This is a genomic window from Paenirhodobacter populi, assembly GCF_004022215.1.
GTDB lineage: Bacteria > Pseudomonadota > Alphaproteobacteria > Rhodobacterales > Rhodobacteraceae > Rhodobacter > Rhodobacter populi.
In genome coordinates this window covers 110,457-125,882 of sequence record NZ_SAUZ01000011.1, presented here as the reverse complement: position 1 = coordinate 125,882, position 15,426 = coordinate 110,457, and the positions used below count along the sequence as shown (strand labels likewise).

The following is a 15,426-nucleotide window of genomic DNA, read 5'->3' as shown; positions in this document are numbered from 1 at the left end:
GGGACCGATATGGAAAAGCGCGAATTGGGCGGCAGCGGAGTGATGGTTTCGGAGCTTTGCCTCGGCACGATGACATGGGGCACGCAGAACACCGAGGCCGAGGCCCATGCCCAGATCGACCTCGCGCTCGGCCGCGGCATCGACTTCATCGACACGGCGGAAATGTATCCCACCAACCCCGTCAGCGCCGAAACCATCGGCCTGACCGAGGATTATATCGGCAGCTGGATCGCCAAGACGGGCCGGCGGGATGCCTTCGTTCTGGCGACGAAGATCACCGGCGAGGGGCGCAGGCAGGTGCGCGACGGCGAGGGGATCACGCCCGCCTCGATCCGCCGCGCGCTCGAAGCCTCGTTGCGCAGGCTGCGGACGGATTACGTCGATCTCTACCAATTCCACTGGCCGCAGCGCGGCAGCTATTCCTTCCGCCAGAATTGGGATTTCGATCCGCGCAAGCAGCCCTCGAAAGCCGAGGTCGAGGAGGACATGGCCGCCTGCCTCGCCGTGCTGGCCGATCTGGTGGCCGAGGGCAAGATCCGCCATTTCGGCCTGTCGAACGAAACCACCTGGGGCATGGCGGAATGGCTGCGTCTGGCCGGGCCGGGGCCGCGTGCGGTATCGATCCAGAACGAATATTCGCTGATGTGCCGCCTTTACGACACCGATCTGGCCGAGCTGGGCCAGCAGGAAAAGGTCACGCTGCTGGCCTATACGCCCCTTGCCGCCGGGATGCTGAGCGGGAAATATTCTGGCGGCGCGGTGCCTGCGGGCTCGCGCATGTCGCGCACGCCCGATCTGGGCGGACGGGCGCGGCCGCGCGCCTTCGAGATCGCCGACCGTTATGTCGCCATCGCGCGCGAGGCCGGGATCGACCCGGTGACCATGGCCATCGCCTGGCTGCGGACGCGGCCCTTTCCGATCATCCCGATCATCGGGGCGACATCCTGCGCGCAGCTGGAAAAATCGCTCGACGCGGCGGGATTCGACCTGCCGCAGCCGGTGCTGGAGGCGATTGATCAGGTCCACCGCGACCATCCCATGCCGTTCTGATCCCCCGGCGGCCCATACAAAGGACATCACATGCGTCGATTGATCTGGGCCGCCGTTCTGGCGCTTGCGGCCTGCGGGCAGAAACCCGCGCCCGAGCCGGTGGCGCTGCGCGATCCGAAGGGATGGATCTCCTCGGCGGTGCTGTTCGATCCGGCGCGGTTCGCGGGCACATGGTATGTCGCGGCGAGCGGCGTTCCGGGCTGCGCCGGGGCGCGGCAGGACTGGGTTCAGGACGGGCAGGGCTGGCGACTGTCGGGAACCGATTGTTCCGGCGGGCGTGCGGCGACGGCAAGCGGGCGCGTGGCGCTGACCGGGCCGGGCGCGCGCTTCACCCCCGACAGCGCCTTTGGGCGTGAGCCGGTCTGGGTGCTCTGGATGGATCAGGATTACCGCGTCGCCGTTCTGGGCACGCCGTCCGGATATTTCGGCATGGTCCTGTCGCGCAGCCTGCCGCCGCGCGGAGACCTGATGAACGCCGCACGCGAAGTGCTTGATTTCAATGGATATGACGTCCGCCGGATCACCCGTTAACGGAGCCGTTCCAGAACCACGCCCGACCCGCGCGTATCCAGAAACGGCACCGAGGATGGCTCCCGCGCCGGGCCTTCGGCCGACAGCGCCAGCGCCTCGGCCAGCACCAGTTCGGTGATGAACGGCAGGTCGAGCTGACGTGCGCGGCTGAGGGGCATCCATTGCAGGGGCGACAGTTCGCCATCCGCGCGGGACAGGTCGTCCGGGTCGCAGCACAGCAGCCCCGCATCGGCCAGAAAGAACCGCGCGTCGAACCGGCGCGGCGCGCCGGGCGGCGTGATGGCGCGAAAGATGAAGCGCAGCCCCGCCGCGTCCGGCCGCGAACCGGCGGCGGCGAAACCTTGCCAGCCGGCGGGTGGATCGGGCCAGGCGCCGCGACGGCCAAGGATCAGGCCGGTTTCCTCCCACAATTCGCGGATCGCCGCGGCGGCCAGCGCGGGCGCCATCGCGCCCAGCCGGCGCAGGCTGTCGCCGCCCGGCGGCGCGGCCAGCGGCACCCGCGCGTCGGCCGCATCCACGGCGCCGCCCGGAAAGACGAATTTCGACGGCATGAAGGCGGCCCGCGCCGCGCGACGGCCAAGCAGCACGGCAGGCCCTTCGGGCCGGTCGTGGCGGACCACGACGATTGATGCGGCATCACGGATCATCGGCACCTCCCCGATCCGATCTCTATCCGGGCGGGCCGGGGGTGTGCAACGGATATGCGCCTTCACGGTCGCGAGAGGGCGCGACGGATCCCCCGGCGCGGCGCGTTCTTCCTGCATCCGCGGCCAAGGCGCCGTGAGGACAGAGGAGAGCAGACATGAAACCGACGATCAGGCCGACGCTTCTGGCTGGATTTCTGGCACTGACGACCGCCATTCCGGCGCTGGCGCAAGAGGCGCCGCCGCCCGCGCCCGAGGCCGAGGCCGGGGCCTCGCAACCCGGTGCGCGTCCCGGCCCCGCACGCGGCTGGCCGGCATTCGATCTGAACCGCTTCGACGCGGATGGCGATGGCCGCGTCTCGCTGGCCGAGATTCAGGAAAAGCGCCGGGCCGAGGCCGCTGCGCTGGATGCGAACGGCGACGGCAAGCTGAGCGCCGAGGAGATGGTCAACGCCGAGATCGAGCGCCTTCGTCCGCGGATCGAGGCCCGGGTGCAGGCCCGGATCCAGGCGCTGGATGTCGACGGCGACGGGCTGCTGTCGGCCGCCGAACTCGCCATGCCGCCGGTGCCGGAACGGATGTTCGAGCGGCTTGACGCCGATGGCGACGGGGTTGTGACGCGCGAGGAAATGCGCGCCATGCACGAGCGGATGATGCCGCGCATGCAGGCGCAGGGGCCGAAGGGGCGTCCGGGCGACCGCGGACAGCAGCAGGCCGGCCGGCAGGGGCCGGGCCACGGGGCGGATCACGGGTCCGCCGGCAAGCCGGGCAACCGGCCCGCGCCGGCGGATGCCCCGCCCGCGCCGCCCGCCGAGGGTGACGCGAACTGAGATGCCGGCCCGGCCCCTTTCGCGGGGCCGGGTTTGCATGCCGATCTTCCTCGGGGTAAGACCGGGACGGAATGGATATGGCCTTTGACGCGCGCGACGATGTCTCGGACGAGACTTTGCTGATCCTCTATGGCAAGGGGGACGGGCGGGCCGCGCGCGCGCTGACGCTGCGGCTCGGGCCGCTGGCCTACCGGGTCGCGCTGCGGATGCTGGGCGACCGGGCGGAGGCAGAGGATCTGACGCAGGAAGCCTTGCTGCGGCTGTGGAAGATCGCCCCCGACTGGCGGCGGGGCGAGGCAAAGGTTTCGACCTGGCTTTACCGGGTGGTGACCAATCTGGCGACGGACCGGCTGCGGCGGCGTCGGGGCGTGGGTCTGGACGAGGCGCCGGAGGTGCCGGACGAGACGGCCTCGGCGCTGGAACGGATGATCGAGACGGACCGGGCGCGGGCGCTTGATCTGGCGTTGGCGCAACTGCCGGCGCGGCAACGGCAGGCGGTGGTGCTGCGCCATCTGGAGGGAATGTCGAATCCGGAGATCGCCGCAGCGATGGAAATTGGCGTCGAAGCCGTAGAAAGTCTGACATCGCGCGGCAAGCGGGCGCTGGCGGCCCTGCTGCGGGACCGGCGCGAGGAACTGGGGTATGGCCATGACTGACAAACGCACGGACGACGACCGGATGCTTGAGCGGTTCTTCGCGGCGGCGCGCGACGCGGCCCCGGTGCCGGAGCCGGCCTTTCTGACGGTCCTGATGAACGAGGCCGAGGCGGCGCTGCCCGCCCGGCCGCAGCGGCGCGCGGCGGGCGGGCGGTTCACCGGCTGGCTTGCGCTGCTTGGCGGCTGGAAGGCGGTCGGCGGGCTGGCGACGGCGGCGGTGGCCGGGCTCTGGATCGGCTTCGCGGGGGTGGAACGCCTGCTGCCCGTGACGGACAGCGCGGCGGGTCTGGTCGAGGCGGACGCAGGCTCTTCGTTCCTCGCAGACAGCGATATTCTGGTTCTGGCGGCACAATAGGGGATGACGGACGGTTCGATGGGCAAATCCATGAAAATGCTTCTGATTGCGTCGCTGGCGGTCAATGTTCTGGTCGTCGGGGTGGCGGTCGGCGGCTATCTGGGGCTGGACCGCCAATCCCCGCCGCGCCCGCCGCAACCGCCGGACATGGCGCTCGGCCCGCTCGGCAGCGCGTTTTCGCGCGAGGATCGGGCCGCGATGATGCGCGAGGCGGAAAAAGCCGGCGCGGATCTGGGCATGATGCGCGACAGCCTGCGGCAGGACATGCAGGCGCTGCTGGCCGCGCTGACGGCGGAGCCCTGGGATCCCGACCGGGTGAAACAGTCGCTGGCCGAGATGCGGGTCCGGACCGAGCGGCGCGCCGAACTGGGCGAAAAGGTGATGATCGACCGGCTTTCGGCGATGAGCCCGGAGGAACGCCAGGCCTATGCGGCAAAACTGCGGGCGCGCTTCGACCGGCTCCTGTCCCGCGCCCCGTCGCCCGGGCAGGGCGATTAGAGCGTTTCAGTTCCGCCGGGCGCGCCCTTTCCCTTTCGTGTTTCCATAAATATCCCGGGGGGTGAGCCGGGAGAGGGCGGTCTTCCGGTGGAAGACCGCCCCCGGCGAACGCGCGGCCCGTGGCCGCGCCGGGCCAGCGGCCCGAAGGGGGCGGCGCCCCCTGCGACCCGTCCGCGCGCGCAGCGGCCCCGGGGCGATCTGACGCCAACAGCAGCGATCGCATCAGGACCTGTCCGCGCTGCGGCCGGGTTTTGAACGGCGTCAGACACCCGGATCAGGCCGCGGTGCGGCGAAAGACCGTGACCTGATTGCGCCCGTCGGCCTTGGAATCCAGCAGCGCGTGATCGGCGCGGTCGATCAGTTCCTCGATCGAGGTGTCGGCGCTGTCGCCGCCGATCGCCAGACCGATCGAGGCGGTGACGGGGATGACCCCATTGCTGCCGCCAAGGACCACCGGCCGCGCGCGGATGGTTTCGCAGATCTGGTCGGCGATACGGCTTGCCGCCGCCAGAGTGGTGTCGGGCATGGCGATCAGGAATTCCTCGCCGCCGATCCGGGCCAGAAGATCGCCGGGGCCGAGACTGCGGCACAGGCGCTGGCCAACCTCGATCAGCACGGTATCCCCGGCCAGATGCCCCCAGGTGTCATTGATCGCCTTGAAACGGTCCAGATCCAGAACCATCACTGCGAAGGTCTGGCCAAGCCGCCGCGCCCGGTCCGCCATGCGCAGCAGCTGCGGCATCGCGTAGCGGCGGTTGTGCAGCCCGGTGAGCGGATCGGTGACGGCCAGCCGCAGCCCGGTGCGCAGGTTTTCCCGGCGCCGGTCCGAGGAACGTTTCTTCGCGATCAGCCGACGCAGACGCAGCGCCGCCTGTTCCGCCATCAGCGGCCGGTGGACCGGCCCGACCAGCAGGTCATCCGCACCGAGGTCGAAAGCCGCCGACACCCGGCTGGGACGTTCGGACGGCAGGGCGATGCAGATCGCCGCGTGGCGGGCGCCGGTCCGCGCGCGCAGATCCGACATCAGGCGCAGCCCTTCGTTGCGGTGGCGCAGGTCGGCGGCGATCAGGAAGGCCTCGGGGCAGTTCGCGGCGGAGGCGGCGGCCAGCGCCTCTTCGGGGGCGAGGGCAAGCAGCGTATCCCCCGGAAGATGCCGGCCAAGCGTCACCTTCCAGCTCAGCGCGGTTTCGCGATCGGCGGTGACGATGCCGATCCGCCCCGGATGGGCGAAGGCCGCCCCGGCTTCGGCAAGGCCGAAATCCTCCTCGACCAGCAGGTCGCGGCCGGCGTCGCGGGTGCGCATGAGCGTGCGCACCCGCGCCAGCAGATCCGTCTCGTCGCAGGGATGGGGGATGAGATCGTCCGCCCCGGCCTGAAGCGCATCGCGCACCAGCGCGAGATCCGCCTGCGCCGAGGTCATGATGATCGGCAGATCGGCAAAGCCGGGCAGGGCGCGCAGGCGCCGGCACATGTCGAACCCGTCGCAATCCAGAAGCTGCGCGGCGAGCAGCACCAGATCCGGCTGTTCATCACGGATCAGGCGCAGCGCCTCCACCCCGCAGCGCGCCAGAAGCACGGTATAGCTCGCCCGGGCGAGTCGCGACTTCAGCACGATGCGGGTCGTGGCGACGTCATCAACGATCAGGATTTTCCCGGCCACGACGCCTGCACTCCTTCAACTGACATGCGAATAGGGTTATGTTTCGGACCAATTAGTTAATAAACTCTTGCTCAAATTGGGCAGGAAGTGGCGCGAAGAGGGCAGGGACAGGCGATGCGGCGGGATTCCGCTCAGGTGACGGGGTTGAAGGTTCTGGGATGGCTCGCGTCGGAGGATGAAATCTTCGGCGCCTTTCTTGGCGCGACGGGGGCGAGCCTCGATGACGTGCGGGCGGGGGCGGAAAAACCGGCCTTCCTGATCTCGGTCCTCGATTTCGTGCTGCAAAGCGACGACTGGGTGCTTGCGGCGGCCGCGGCGGCGGGGCAGCCTCCGCAGGAGATCGGGCTGGCCCGGGCCGTTCTGGGCGGGCACGATCGGATGCACTGGACCTGAGAGGCGCGCATGACGGATATTTCGGCGGTCATCTTCGACAAGGATGGCACGCTTTTCGATTTCCAGAAAACCTGGGGGGGCTGGGCGGCGGCGACGCTGGACACGCTGGCCGGGGGGGATAGCGCATTGGCGGACCGGCTGGCGCGGGCGATGCGCTACGATCCGGTCGCGCAGCGTTTCGCGCCGGATTCGCTGGTTATTGCCGGCACGACGGGCGAGGTGGCGCATCTTCTTCAACCCCTGTTGCCGCATTTCGGGGTGGATCAGCTTGCGGATGAACTGAACCGGCTGTCCTGCGACGCGCCGCAGACGCCGGCGGTCGATCTGCCCGCCTGCCTTGGCGGTCTGCGCGCGCGCGGACTGCCGCTTGGCCTTGTCACCAACGATTCCGAAGCGGGCGCGCGGGCCCATCTGCATGGCGCCGGCGTGGCGGGCCTGTTCGATTTCATCGCGGGCTATGACAGCGGATACGGGGCGAAGCCGGAGCCGGGGCAATTGCTGGCCTTCGCCCATGCGGTGGGGATCGCGCCCGCGCGGATCGCCATGGTGGGCGACAGCCTGCATGATCTGGCGGCGGCGCGCGCGGCCGGCATGCGGGCGGTGGGGGTGCTGACCGGCCCCGCGACGCAATCGGTGCTGGCACCGGCCGCGGATGTGGTTCTGCCCGATATCGGCGGCCTTCCGGGCTGGCTCGATTCCGGCGCGCGGGTGTTTCGGAAGCCCGCCTGATCCCGCGCCCTCTGCGCCGACGAGGTGCGAAAGACTGGCATTCGGGCGATCCCGGGGCTAGTTGGGGCCGAAGCCGACTGTCCAACGGAGGATCCGATGGCGCGCAGACTGCAATTCATCCTTCTGGGCCTGCTGGCCGGGATCGCCTTCTGGCAATTGTCGGAGCTTCCCTTCACCGTGCAGGAAACCCGGGCCTTCGCCGCGGTGGCGGTGCTGGCATTGTCGTTTTTTGGCGGCACGCTCGGCATGCTGGGCGAGCTGGGCCTGCGCCGGGCGCTGATCGCCGCGCTGGCCATCGCGGTGCCGGCGGCGGCCCTGACGCTGCTGGCGTCGCATCGCTTCGCCGATGTCGAACAGATGCTGCGCACCGGCCATATCGCGGTGGCGCTGGCCGTGGTGATGGTGCTGCCCGTGCCCTTCGCCATCGCGCTGGCGAAGAAGGGCCGCGACGGCTGGAAGGATTACGCCTGCCTGTTCAGCGAAAGCTGGAACCTCGTCGTGCGCTATGCGGCGGCGTGGCTGTTCGTCGCGGTGCTGTGGCTGGTGCTGTGGCTGCTGTGGTCGCTGCTGGAACTGGTGGGGATCGAGGCGGTGGGGCGTTTCCTGACCCGCGCGCCGGTGGTCTGGCTGGTCAGCGGGGCTGCGACGGGGCTGGCGCTGGCGGTGGTGACGGAACTGCCGGACATGATCTCGCCCTATCTGCTGCTGCGGCTGGCGCGGCTTTTGCTGCCGCTGGTGCTGCTGGTCGAGGTGGTCTTCGTCGCGGTCCTGCCGGCGAGCGGGCTTGGCCATCTGTTCGGCTATATCTCTCCGGCGGGGATATTGGTGGCGACGGCGCTGGCCTCGATCCTGCTGGTGACGATCGCGGTGGACGAGAATGACGAGGAAGCGGCGCGGGGCCGGATCCTGACATGGTCGGCGCGCGGGCTGGCGTTGCTGCTGCCGGTGCTGGTGGCACTGGCGGGCTGGGCGCTGTCGCTGCGCGTGGGGGCGCTTGGCTGGACCCCGCCGCGGATCGGCACGGCGGCGATGATCGCGTTGATCGGCGGTTACGCATTGTGCTATGCGGGGGCGGTGTTGCGCGGGGCGGACTGGCGCGCGCGGCTGCGGCGGGCGAATATCGGCATGGCGCTGGTGGTGATCGCCGTGGGGGCGCTGTGGCTGACGCCGCTGCTGTCCGCCGAGGCGCTGTCGGTGCGCTCGCAGATGGCGCGCTATGCCGACGGGCGCCTGCCGGCGGACCGGCTGCCGGTGTGGGAATTCGCCCATGAATGGGGCCGGCCGGGTGAACGCGCCGTGGCGCGGTTGCGGCAAAGGGCGGACCGGCCGGGCGAAGAGGCGCTGGCGCGGCGTCTGGCCGTGCTCGACCGGGCGCAGAGCCGGGGCGACGCGGCGGCCGAGGGACAGCCCTCGATCGCCGCCCGGGCCGAGGAACTGCGCGGTGTCATCCCCGTCCTGCCGGCGGGCGAGACATTGCCCGACGGGCTGCTGACGGCGATCGCGCGCGCCTCCGAGGCCGACTGGGCGCAGGGCTGCATGCAGCGCACGGCCGGGGGCAACCCGGCCTGTCTGGCGGTCGTGGGGGATTTCGACCCGCGCCGGCCGGGGCGTGACGCGCTGTTCCTGCGGCAGGAGGGGTTCGGGACCGTCCTCGCCTTTCAGGAACGCGGGGCGCGCTGGATCGGGGCGCGGCCGGTCTTTCTGGGCGCGGGGGTGCCGCCTTCCGGGGGGGCGCTGATCGACGCGCTGGTGGCGGGCGGTGGTGCCACCGCGCCGGCCGAATTGCAGGCTCTGCCGCTGGGATCTCGGCAATTGACGATCCTCCCCTGATTTCCAGGGGTGATTTCTGTTTCATTAACGCTCGAACCGTACCCTGCGAGGATTGATCCAATAGGGTATTGTCGGGATGTATGGGCTCATCAACAAATCCGTGCAGGCATTTTTACGCGACAATTACGGATCTGCCCTCTGGGCACAGGTGGCGCATCGCGCGGGCATCGGCGTCGAAGGATTCGAGGCGATGCTGCGTTATGACGATTCCCTGACCGAACATCTGATCGACGCCGCCTGTGCGGTGCTGGACCGCCCGCGGAACGCGCTGCTTGAGGATATCGGTGCCCATCTTGTCACCTTCGACACCGTGCGGCGGCTGTTGCGCTTCGGCGGAGTCGACTATTGTGAATTCCTGTTTTCTCTGAACGAACTGCAGGACCGGGGCAGGATGGCGCTTGGCGATCTGGAATTGCCCTCCCTGTTCTTGATACGGCAATGCGGTGGCCGGTTCCTGTTCGAGGTACGAGGAGCGATATGCGGATGGGGAGCGGTTACAGCAGGACTGCTGCGCGCCATGGCGGATGATTATGGTGCGCTCGCGCTGATCGAGGATCAGGAACTGGCCGGTCATGGGGCCGAGCGCGTGCAGGTCCTGCTGCTCGATCCCGAGTTCAACACCGACAGGGGCTTCGCCCTGACGGCCCCGCGATCCCGGGGCGCGGCATGACGCCGCCCGCCGCCACGCCACAGGGGTCCGTCGTGCTGAGCGCCGACGCTCTCGGCCGGCTGATGCCGATGTTCCTGATCTGCGACGCGCAGGGCCGGATCGACGCGCTCGGCCCCACGATGAAGAAGATCCTTGGGGGGGAGGCGGCTCTGGGCGCGCTGCTCACCAGCCATTTCACCCTGCGCGTGGCGCAGACGGAGGAAGGCGACAGCCCGGATCGCGTGGCGGGAACACGGCGGCGGCTGCATCTCGTCCTGCGGGCGCGGCCGGAAATCGTCCTGCGCGGCAGCTCGGTCGAGCTGGGGGAAGGGCGCGTGCTGATCAACCTGACCTTCGGCATCCATCTGGCCGAGGCGGTGCGGGCCTTCGATCTGACGGAAACGGATTTCGCCGCCTCCGACATGGCGATCGAGTTGCTTTACATGGCCGAGGCGAATGTGGCGGTGCTGGGCGAGCTTGGGGCGCTGACCAGCCGGCTGGAAATGGCGCGCCGCACCGCCGAGGCGCAGGCGCTGAGCGATCCGCTGACCGGGCTGGCGAACCGGCGCGGACTGGATCAGGCGATCGACGCCGAAATGGCCGCGCTGGCGCAGGGCGGGTCGGCCTTCGCGGTGGCGCATCTCGACCTCGACTATTTCAAGCAGGTCAACGACACCTTGGGCCATGCCGCCGGGGATCATGTGCTGATGATCGTCGCGCAGCGGCTGACGCGGGAACTGCGGCGCGGCGATATCGTGGCGCGCACCGGGGGGGACGAATTCCTGCTGCTGCTGCGCGGCGGCACGGACGAGGCGGCCCTGCGCCGGCTGGGGGAACGGCTGATCCACCGGCTCGAACAGCCCTATACGTTCGAGGGCAAGACCTGCCAGATCTCCGCCTCGATCGGGATCGCCGTCTCCCTCCCGATCGAGGAAACGGCGGATCACGGCCAGCAAACGCAGCGGCTGATGGAGGCGGCGGACCGCGCGCTTTACGCCGCCAAGCGCGGCGGCCGGGGGCGCTGCGTCATGGCAGGGGAAATCGGGGCTGGCTAGCCACCCCGGCGGCGGCGGCCTGCCGAGACGCGGCTGCATCACATTCCACCTTCCAAGACCGCGAACGATCGGCTAGGGCTCCGGCATGAGAGAGGGATTTCCCATTGCGTATCGGGGGATGCGGATCGGCATCCTGGGTGGATCGTTCGATCCCGCCCACGAAGGGCATGCCCATATCACCCGCGAGGCGATGCGCCGCTTCGGGCTTGACCGGGTGTGGTGGATGCTGTCGCCCGGCAATCCGCTGAAGGCGCAGGGCCCGGCGCCGATGGCCGAGCGCATCGCCGAGGCGCGCCGCATCATGCCCGACCCGCGCGTGGTCATCACCGATGTCGAGGCGCGCCTGGGCACACGCTACACCGCGCAGACCCTGCGCCGGCTGCTGGCGCTCTATCCCGGCGTGCATTTCGTCTGGCTGATGGGGGCGGACAATCTGCTGCAATTCGACCGCTGGGACAACTGGCGGGCGATCATGCAGATGGTGCCGGTGGGCGTGCTGGCGCGGCCGGGTGCGCAGCTCGCGGTCCGCCATGCGCGTGCGGCGCGGATCTATGCCTCAGCGCGGCTCGATGCCGCACAGGCGAAGCGCCTGCCCGAGGCGCTGCTGCCCGCATGGTGCTTCGTGCAGATCCCGATGTCGGACCTTTCCTCCTCGGCGATCCGGGCGAACGGCGGCTGGCACGGCCGGATCTGAAGGCCCCGCCTCGGCATTCCGAGCGCCTTCCTGCCGTCGTTTTTCCATAAATATCCCGGGGGTGAGCCGGCTCCGCCGGCGAGGGGGCTGGCCCCCTTGCGCCCTCTCAGCCCCGCGTCGCGGTGGCTTTGATCCCGAAACATATCCTTAACCACCCTGCCGCAGACTGACATGGCTTGAAGGCCGGTTGCCGCAGGCGCAAGATGACCATGGCGCCGGGCGGGCGCGGAATCTGGGCGAGGGCCGGGACGGACATGCTGACAAGACGGGGGGCGCTCGGGGCGCTGGCGGGCGGTGCGATGGCATGGACATTGCCGCGGGCGGGCTGGTCGCAGGCGGCGACGGTCCGCGTCGGATCGGTGTCCGACCTTCTGGCGGCGGCACAACTCTCGGGCGAGGTGGGCTTCGCCGTCGTCGATCCGCGCACCGGCAAGGTGCTGGAGGCGCAAGGCGCCGATCGCGCCATGCCCCCCGCCTCGACGGTCAAGACGATCACGACGCTTTACGCGTTGGAAACGCTCGGCTCCAGCTGGCGTTTTCCAACGCGGCTGATCGCGACGGGGCCGGTGTCGGGCGGCAAGATCCGCGGCGATCTGATTCTGGCGGGGGGCGGTGACCCGACGCTCTCGACGGATGATCTCGCGGATATGGCGGCGCAGCTTGCGCGGCGGGGGATCATCGGGGTGACCGGGCGCTATCTGGTCTTCGGCGCGAGCCTGCCCTATGCCGAACAGATCGCCGATGATCAGCCGGTCTATGCGGGCTACAACCCGGCGATTTCCGGGCTGAACCTGAACTACAACCGGGTCTATTTCGAATGGAAGCGCGCGGCCTCGGGCTATGCGCTGTCGATGGATGCGCGCGGGCGGACGGCGGTGCCCAAGGTCTACACGGCCAGCGTCGCGGTGGCGCAGCGGCAGAGCCCGCTGTTCACCTACAAGCGCGGGCAGGGGCGCGAGGCATGGACGGTGGCGCAAGGCGCGCTTGGCGCCTCGGGGAGCCGCTGGCTGCCGGTGCGCGATCCGGTGGGCTATGCGGGCGACGTGTTCCAGACGCTGGCCCGCGCGCAGGGGATCGCGCTGCCCATGCCGGAACGGGTGGGCGGTCTGCCGCAGGGCACGCTGCTGGTCGAGCGGGGCTCGGACGCGCTGCCGGTGCTGCTGCGCGACATGCTGAAATATTCGACCAACCTGACGGCGGAGACGGTGGGGATGACGGCCACGCTCCGCCGCGGGCAGACGGCGACGCGCGGGGCCTCGGGCTCGGCGATGAGCGCCTGGCTGCGCGGCCGCATGGGCGGCGGGACGGCGCGGCTGGTCGATCATTCCGGACTTGGGACGGACAACCGGATCGCGCCGCTGGAAATGGCGCAGGCGGTGGTGCTGCTCGGCCCCAAGGCCGGGCTGAAGGGGCTGATGAAGCCTTTCGCGCTGCGCGACGCGCAGGGGCGGCCGACGCAGGCGGGGCCAGTGCAGGTCGCGGCGAAGACCGGCACGCTGAACTTCGTCTCGACCCTCACCGGCTATGTGACCGCGCCGGGCGGGCGCGATCTGGTCTTTGCGATCTTCACCGGGGATCTGAAACGGCGCGCGCAGGCGATCGGGGTCGAGGATCCGCCGGGCGGCAAGGCATGGGTCGCGCGGTCCAAGATCCTGCAAAGCGGCCTTCTGGAACGCTGGGGGACGCTTTACGCCTGAAGCCGCATGTGGCGGACACGGGCGCTCCATTCGATGGCGGCGGCGTGCAGCCGGTCCACGGCCAGCTCGCCGCGGATTTCCTCGAGCATGCGGAGTTCGGCCTGATACAGTCGGCCATCCGCCGCGGCCACGTCGCAGGCCAGCGCATAGGCGGTCTCGAACAGCTTTTCGGGCAGCGCGTCGCGGACGAGGCCGAACAGCGCCTCGATCCCCTCTTCCTCCTCGAACAGGGAATAGACGGTCTGGGCGACGACGCGCATCCGGTCGATGTCGTAACCGGCGAAGACCGGCATGTGGTTTACCGTGCGCTCGATCGCGACGAGTTCCGAGGTGCGGATATTGCTGTCCGAGGCGGAAACCGCCACCATCACGGCGATCAGCGCATCCTGCGGGGAAAGCGAGGGGAGGGTATCGGTCACGGGCAATCCTTTCGTGGACCCGGGCCTTTCCGGGATTTTCGCCCAAGAATTATTGACGATTGCCGGGGCGTTCAATAGGTGAGGCGCGTGAGGGCGCATGGGGCGCCCCGAGAGGTGACCATGACGACCCTGCGCGACGCTGCGATGAACTCCAAAGCCTGGCCTTTCGAGGAAGCGCGCCGGGTTCTGAAACGGTATGAAAAAGCGCCGCCGGAAAAGGGCTATGTGCTGTTCGAGACGGGCTACGGCCCCTCGGGCCTGCCGCATATCGGCACCTTCGGCGAGGTCGCGCGCACGACGATGATCCGTCGGGCGTTCGGGATCATTTCCGACATCCCGACGAAGCTTCTGTGTTTCTCGGACGACATGGACGGCATGCGCAAGGTGCCGGAGAATGTCCCGCAGCAGGAGATGCTGCGCGCGAATATCCAGAAGCCGCTGACCTCGGTGCCCGATCCCTTCGGCGAATATCCGAGCTTCGGGGCGCATAACAACGCCATGCTGCGCCGGTTTTTGGACACGTTCGGGTTTGAATACGAATTCGCCTCTTCGACGGAATATTACAAATCGGGCAAGTTCGACGACTGGCTGATCCGCTGCTGCGAGAAGTATGACGACATCATGGCGATCATGCTGAAGTCGCTGCGCGAGGAACGCCAGCAGAGCTATTCCTGCTTCCTGCCGATCCACCCGGAAACGGGGCGGGTCCTTTATGTGCCGATGAAGCATGTGGATGCCAAGGCCGGCACCGTGACCTTCGACGACGAGGACGGGCGGGAATGGACGCTGCCGGTGACGGGCGGCCATGTGAAGCTGCAATGGAAGCCGGATTTCGGCATGCGTTGGGCGGCGCTTGGCGTCGATTTCGAGATGTATGGCAAGGATCACAGCTCGAACACGCCGATCTATGACGGGATCTGCCGGGTGCTGGGGGGCCGCGCGCCCGAGCATTTCGTCTATGAGCTGTTCCTGGACGAGCAGGGCGAGAAGATCTCGAAGTCCAAGGGCAACGGGCTGACCATCGACGAGTGGCTGACCTATGCGGCGACCGAGAGCCTTGGTTATTTCATGTATCAGAAGCCGAAGACGGCGAAACGGCTGTGGTGGGACGTGATCCCCAAGGCCGTGGACGAATATCACCAGCAGTTGCGGGCGTTCGAGGCGCAGCCGCTGGACAAGCAGATCGACAATCCGGTCTGGCACATCCACGGCGGCCAGCCGCCGAAATCGACGATGGTGGTGCCGTTCGCGATGCTGCTGAACCTCGCCTCGGTATCCGGGGCGAAGGACAAGGACACGCTCTGGGGCTTCATGCGCCGCTATGCGCCCGAGGCGACGCCGGAGGCGAACCCGGATCTGGATCAGGCGGCGGGCTTCGCGGTGCGCTATTTCAACGATTTCGTGGCGCCGACGCGGACGTTCCGGTTGCCCTCGGACAAGGAACGCGCGGCGATGGAGGATCTGGTGGCCCGGCTGAAGGCGCTGCCCGACCTGCCGCTGGCCGAGATCTTCGAGGACGATCCGGCCGAGGGCTTGCAGACCATCGTCTTCGCGGTCGGCAAGGAGCATGGATTCGAGCCGCTGCGCGACTGGTTCACGGCGCTGTATGAGGTGCTTCTGGGGCAGTCGCAGGGGCCGCGTTTCGGCGGGTTCATCGCGCTTTACGGCGTGAAGGAAAGCATCGCGCTGATCGAAAGGGCGCTGACCGGGGAATTGGCGGGCGCTTGAAGATCGCC

The 15,426-nt window shown here is 68.9% G+C and carries 17 protein-coding genes; 14 read left to right on the top strand and 3 right to left on the bottom strand.

The genetic code is table 11. The annotated features are described in order from the left end of the window. Positions 1 to 9 precede the first annotated feature (9 nt). On the top strand, positions 10 to 1,050 hold the full coding sequence (locus D2T30_RS10730) for an aldo/keto reductase (protein WP_128208871.1): 1,041 nt from the start codon (positions 10 to 12) through the stop codon (positions 1,048 to 1,050). A 30-nt stretch (positions 1,051 to 1,080) separates the two neighbouring features. Beyond that, on the top strand, positions 1,081 to 1,581 hold the full coding sequence (locus D2T30_RS10725) for a lipocalin family protein (protein WP_128208870.1): 501 nt from the start codon (positions 1,081 to 1,083) through the stop codon (positions 1,579 to 1,581). Here the strand turns inward: D2T30_RS10725 and D2T30_RS10720 are convergent. Continuing rightward, on the bottom strand, positions 1,578 to 2,228 hold the full coding sequence (locus D2T30_RS10720) for an NUDIX domain-containing protein (protein WP_128208869.1): 651 nt from the start codon (positions 2,226 to 2,228) through the stop codon (positions 1,578 to 1,580). The genes D2T30_RS10725 and D2T30_RS10720 overlap by 4 nt on opposite strands. A gap of 155 nt (positions 2,229 to 2,383) precedes the next feature. Between D2T30_RS10720 and D2T30_RS10715 the strand changes: the two genes are divergently transcribed. From D2T30_RS10715 to D2T30_RS10700, 4 genes are all read left to right on the top strand, one after another. Next, positions 2,384 to 3,055 carry an EF-hand domain-containing protein gene (locus tag D2T30_RS10715; RefSeq protein WP_206612913.1) on the top strand — a complete coding sequence of 224 codons (672 nt, stop codon included), beginning with the start codon at positions 2,384 to 2,386 and terminating at the stop codon, positions 3,053 to 3,055. Between the two features lie 71 nt (positions 3,056 to 3,126). Next, a complete protein-coding gene (locus D2T30_RS10710) occupies positions 3,127 to 3,711 on the top strand; it encodes an RNA polymerase sigma factor (protein ID WP_128208868.1) in 585 nt (194 codons plus the stop codon). Beyond that, positions 3,704 to 4,066, top strand: coding sequence for a hypothetical protein (locus D2T30_RS10705; protein ID WP_128208867.1), 363 nt, complete (start codon positions 3,704 to 3,706; stop codon positions 4,064 to 4,066). The genes D2T30_RS10710 and D2T30_RS10705 overlap by 8 nt, the downstream gene beginning before the upstream one ends. Positions 4,067 to 4,096: 30 nt before the next feature. Next, the gene (locus D2T30_RS10700; protein ID WP_164884282.1) at positions 4,097 to 4,564 is read left to right on the top strand and encodes a periplasmic heavy metal sensor; all 468 of its coding nucleotides are present in this window, start codon (positions 4,097 to 4,099) and stop codon (positions 4,562 to 4,564) included. Positions 4,565 to 4,838: 274 nt separating this feature from the next. Here the strand turns inward: D2T30_RS10700 and D2T30_RS10695 are convergent, their stop codons facing one another. After that, complete coding sequence (locus D2T30_RS10695; protein WP_128208865.1) at positions 4,839 to 6,224, bottom strand: diguanylate cyclase domain-containing protein; 1,386 nt, start codon at positions 6,222 to 6,224, stop codon at positions 4,839 to 4,841. A gap of 114 nt (positions 6,225 to 6,338) precedes the next feature. On the opposite strand from D2T30_RS10695, the gene D2T30_RS10690 reads away from it, so the two are divergent. The 7 genes from D2T30_RS10690 (at position 6,339) to dacB (ending at position 13,271) form a co-directional block, all read left to right on the top strand. Beyond that, positions 6,339 to 6,617, top strand: a complete 279-nt coding sequence (locus tag D2T30_RS10690) for a DUF3572 domain-containing protein (RefSeq protein WP_128208864.1) — start codon at positions 6,339 to 6,341, stop codon at positions 6,615 to 6,617. Positions 6,618 to 6,626: 9 nt separating this feature from the next. Continuing rightward, positions 6,627 to 7,346 carry an HAD family hydrolase gene (locus D2T30_RS10685; protein ID WP_128208863.1) on the top strand — a complete coding sequence of 240 codons (720 nt, stop codon included), beginning with the start codon at positions 6,627 to 6,629 and terminating at the stop codon, positions 7,344 to 7,346. A gap of 96 nt (positions 7,347 to 7,442) precedes the next feature. Further along, complete coding sequence (locus D2T30_RS10680; protein WP_128182446.1) at positions 7,443 to 9,176, top strand: DUF4153 domain-containing protein; 1,734 nt, start codon at positions 7,443 to 7,445, stop codon at positions 9,174 to 9,176. Between the two features lie 76 nt (positions 9,177 to 9,252). Continuing rightward, the gene (locus D2T30_RS10675; RefSeq protein WP_128208862.1) at positions 9,253 to 9,846 is read left to right on the top strand and encodes a heme NO-binding domain-containing protein; all 594 of its coding nucleotides are present in this window, start codon (positions 9,253 to 9,255) and stop codon (positions 9,844 to 9,846) included. Next, on the top strand, positions 9,843 to 10,880 hold the full coding sequence (locus D2T30_RS10670) for a GGDEF domain-containing protein (protein WP_128208861.1): 1,038 nt from the start codon (positions 9,843 to 9,845) through the stop codon (positions 10,878 to 10,880). Before D2T30_RS10675 ends, D2T30_RS10670 begins: the two co-directional genes overlap by 4 nt. Before the next feature lie 85 nt (positions 10,881 to 10,965). Beyond that, positions 10,966 to 11,574, top strand: a complete 609-nt coding sequence (locus D2T30_RS10665; protein ID WP_128208860.1) for a nicotinate-nucleotide adenylyltransferase — start codon at positions 10,966 to 10,968, stop codon at positions 11,572 to 11,574. A gap of 254 nt (positions 11,575 to 11,828) precedes the next feature. Next, entirely contained in the window at positions 11,829 to 13,271 is a 1,443-nt protein-coding gene (dacB, locus tag D2T30_RS10660) for a D-alanyl-D-alanine carboxypeptidase/D-alanyl-D-alanine endopeptidase (RefSeq protein ID WP_128208859.1), read from the top strand. Here dacB and D2T30_RS10655 read toward each other — a convergent pair. Further along, entirely contained in the window at positions 13,262 to 13,690 is a 429-nt protein-coding gene (locus tag D2T30_RS10655) for a tellurite resistance TerB family protein (protein ID WP_128208858.1), read from the bottom strand. The genes dacB and D2T30_RS10655 overlap by 10 nt on opposite strands. A gap of 120 nt (positions 13,691 to 13,810) precedes the next feature. Between D2T30_RS10655 and D2T30_RS10650 the strand changes: the two genes are divergently transcribed. Further along, the gene (locus D2T30_RS10650; protein WP_128208857.1) at positions 13,811 to 15,418 is read left to right on the top strand and encodes a lysine--tRNA ligase; all 1,608 of its coding nucleotides are present in this window, start codon (positions 13,811 to 13,813) and stop codon (positions 15,416 to 15,418) included. Positions 15,419 to 15,426: the final 8 nt, after the last annotated feature.